General features: G+C 40.6%; 2 protein-coding genes. Both read left to right on the forward strand.

What is annotated here, in order from left to right; all coding sequences use genetic code 11:
• A partial coding sequence (locus CSC79_RS19905; RefSeq protein WP_143483847.1) for an Ig-like domain-containing protein occupies positions 1-3,314 on the forward strand: 3,314 nt, incomplete at its 5' end.
• 146 nt (positions 3,315-3,460) lie between these two features.
• Complete coding sequence (gene yeiP, locus CSC79_RS19910; protein ID WP_099297884.1) at positions 3,461-4,033, forward strand: elongation factor P-like protein YeiP; 573 nt, start codon at positions 3,461-3,463, stop codon at positions 4,031-4,033.
• Positions 4,034-4,065: the final 32 nt, after the last annotated feature.

A 4,065-nucleotide genomic window follows, 5' to 3' on the forward strand; every position in this document is an offset into this window, starting at 1 on the left:
GTGATGGCAGTATGACTGCAAGTTTATCGACATTCTCAATTACAGTGAATGACACCAATACAGCACCTGTTGCACAAGGTAGTACACAGATCTTACTTGAGGATAATGCCACTACGTTCTCACCGATAGTCACGGATGCAGATGGAGATGCAATTACTTTAGTTATCAACTCACAGCCACAGTTTGGTACATTGAGCCTTCAAGGAACGTCATTTACGTACACGCCAAACCTAAATTACTTTGGCCCTGATAGCTTTACGTTTATAGCAAGTGATGGCATAGAGCAATCAGCATTGGCAACAGTTAATTTAGATGTATCTTCGGTGAACGATCTGCCAGTTGCAAACCCTGATATTTTCGAGTTTGATGAAAATGATCAGAACACTTATACACTTGATGTGTTGGTAAATGACACAGATGCAGATGAGCAGCAATTAAGCATAATAGGTGCAAGCGCAAGTGTAGGATCGGTTACTATAGAAAATGGGCTAATAGTTTACACCGCTAAAGCAAGTACACAGGGTACGATTCAAATTAATTACTTGATTGAAGACCCTGATAAAGCACGAAGCAAATCAACAGCTAAGGTAACCATAAACCAATTAGATGATGATTCACCAACTATAGAAACCCCCGCTGATGTTTATATTGACGCAAAAGGTTTATTCACTAAAGTAGACTTAGGTGTTCCGCTTGCTTCTGACAGTCAAGGAAATCGCATTGGCGTGTCTTTGGTAGATTCAAATCTACTCTTTGCTCCAGGGAGTCAGTTAGTATATTGGAGCGCTGTTGACAGCAACGGTCTTGAGGCCATTGCTACACAGACTATTAATGTTCATCCACTCATATCTTTAAATAAAGATAGTCAAATAGCTGAGGATCAATCGCATAGATTTAGTGTGTTCTTAAATGGTGAATCGCCAGTGTATCCTATTGTTATACCATATACAGTCGCAGGTACTTCTGACAGCTCCGATCATGATCTAACATCGGGTGAACTAATCATTGAAAGTGGTGTGCAAGGAATTGTGGGCTTCACTGTATTTGCTGACTCTGAATCTGAGGGTAATGAAACAATTACCATAACATTAGCTGACACACTTAATTTAGGTGCTAGATCTACCGCTACTATAACGATTGTAGAAGAGAACGTGGCGCCAACAATTACCACGTCTGTTAAGCAAGGTGAGCAAACGAGGTCATTGGTTACCATTGGTGAAGAGTTAGTTACTATTGAAGCGTTAACAGAAGATGTAAATCCAAATGATAGTATTATCTTAAATTGGGTTTCGCAGGACAATAAACTCACTAATACCAGCTCCAATGAAAATGAATTTACCTTCTCAACACAGTCTCTGGCTGCTGGTATTTACAAGGTGTCTGTAACCGCAGAGGATGATGGTGATCCGAGCTTATCATCAACGAAAGAAGTGTATGTTGAAGTGATTGGCGCACTTGAAACACTCACCGAACAAGATACAGATGGAGATTTAATTCCAGATGATCAAGAAGGTTACAGTGACAGTGATAATGATGGAATACCAGATTACCTTGATGCTATTAGCGACTGTAATGTTATGCAGGAGCAAGTTAAAGACAGCAATAAGTTCTTGGTGGAGGGTGAGCCCGGTGTCTGTGTTAGAAAAGGAGTAACAGTCTCACAAAATGAAACTGGTGGTGTGCAACTACTTGACAGTGAGTTACCCGCAGATGATGACGCTGTAAATATTGGCGGGTTATTTGATTTTATTGCAACGGGCCTACCAAATGCAGGGGATACTTATAGTATTGTGCTCCCGCAAAGAAACCCTATCTCAGCAAACTCCGTTTATAGAAAGCTTAAGGAAGGTGCGTGGGTAGACTTTGTAACTACGGGTGAAAATCAAATACTTTCAGCAGCCGGTGAGCCAGGGTATTGCCCTCCGCCAGGCAGCAATGAGTGGACAACAGGGCTAGTTGAAGGGGCGTGGTGTGTACAACTACAAATAGTGGATGGCGGGCCAAACGATGATGATGGAATAGCAAACCGCTCTATTGTTGACCCTGGTGGTGTAGCCATTGTTCGTACTACAAATCAACTACCGCAAGCACTACCTGATGAAGTCACTATTGGTGCGGGAGAATCTATCACGATTGATGTTTTAAATAATGATACAGATCTAGATGGAGATTTACTGGTATTAACAGGCGCAACCGTTGATTTTGGACAAGTCAGTATTGTTGAGAATCAGCTGCTTTATTCTCCACCAACATTGTTTGTTGGGGTTGCAACTATTGAATATAGCGTAAGTGATGGGAAAGGCGGTACATCTAACAGCACGGCTAAAGTAAACCTTGTAACGAACAACGCACCAACAGCGGTGTTTGATACAGCTTCAACAACAGATCAAGCATCAATAGAAATAGATGTACTGCGTAATGATACTGATGCAGATGGCGATGAGTTATTTGTAGTTGATGCACAAGCTGGGCAAGGAGCCGCTACAATTAATATAAATGGAACATTACAGTACACGCCAAAAGTTGGCTTTGAAGGAGTTGATACAATTGATTACACCATCAGAGATAGCAAAGGTGCAATATCTTCAGCGCAGGTTGAGGTAACAATAAAAGCTGTTAAATCAGTTGCTATTAGTAACAAGTCATCAGGAGGAAGTATGGGAGGGTTAGGGTTATTGTTAATTTCAGTGCTTGTTATTAGTCGCAGAAAATCACTACTTCCAGGTTTTGCAATTATCACTACAAGTTGTTTGATGAGCACAAATGCAGTGGCTGATGCATGGTCGATAGAGGGGACTTTAGGGCAAGCTAAAGCAAAAAGTTCACTAGCTAAACTTGAAAATGATGTAAATTTAATATCCGTTGATGATACAGATACAAGCTGGTCATTGGGTGTTTACTATGAACTGACTAAAAATTGGCAGGTTGGTTTAAGATATATTGACTTGGGGCAAGGACGGGTTGAGCTAACAGCAGAAACAACTAACCCAAGTGCAGTCCATACAGATTATTCTCGTTATGTGCCGATTCTTCCTCAAGGGGTTGCATCAGAAATAGGTTATCGCTTTACGCCATCAGAGTCATTAAGTGCAAAGTTATTTCTAGGGGCATATCGTCATCAGTATAAAATACAAAGTCGTATTACTGGGGGCGCAATACTGGAGCATAAAGAGCATGACACTAAACCCTACGCAGGTGCTGAATTAGGATATTCGGTATACAAAAATACCGAGGTACTGCTCAAATATACCTACTATAAAGTATCAGAAAACGATGTTGGTGAGTTATCTGTAGGGGTTAAAGTTGGCTTTTAGGTTAAGTAAAGAGTAACTAACGCCAGTATTCTCTGGCGTTAGTTACTTGGTTGTATAAAAACTTCTGCGAAGTTACTTGGTTTTTATTGAACAATACTGATTTCGTGGTATGTTTCTGTGGATTAATAAATTATAGGAATACACCAATGCCTAAGGCAAGTGAAGTTAAAAAGGGTACTGCTATTGAGTTCAATAACCGCGTATTAGTGGTTAAAGATATTGTTCGTTCAGTGCCTCAGGGGCGTGCTGGCGGGAGCTTGTATCGTATGCGTTTATACGATGTAGTAACAGGCGGTAAAGTTGACGAAACATTCAAAGATAGCGATATGCTTAAATTGGCTGATTTAATTCGTCGTGAATCAATGTTTTCTTACATTGATGGTGACGAGTATGTGTTCATGGATAACGAGGACTACACACCGTACAACTTAAACAAAGACGCAATCAGCGAAGAGATTTTATTCGTAAACGAAGAAACTCAAGGTGTTCACGTTATTGTTATTGATGGTGCACCGGTAGGTTTAGATTTACCATCAAGCGTTGAATTAGTTGTGGAAGAAACAGACCCTTCAATTAAAGGCGCATCTGCGAGTGCTCGCTCAAAGCCTGCAAAATTATCAACAGGTTTGATTATTCAAGTACCAGAACATATTTCTACGGGCGATCGCATTCGTATTAATACTGCAGAGCAAAAGTTTATGGGTCGTGCTGATAAATAAATTAGCCTTTCGATGTCCCGTCCTGAAATAGG

This window comes from Pseudoalteromonas sp. 3D05, from assembly GCF_002723455.1.
Taxonomy (GTDB): domain Bacteria; phylum Pseudomonadota; class Gammaproteobacteria; order Enterobacterales; family Alteromonadaceae; genus Pseudoalteromonas.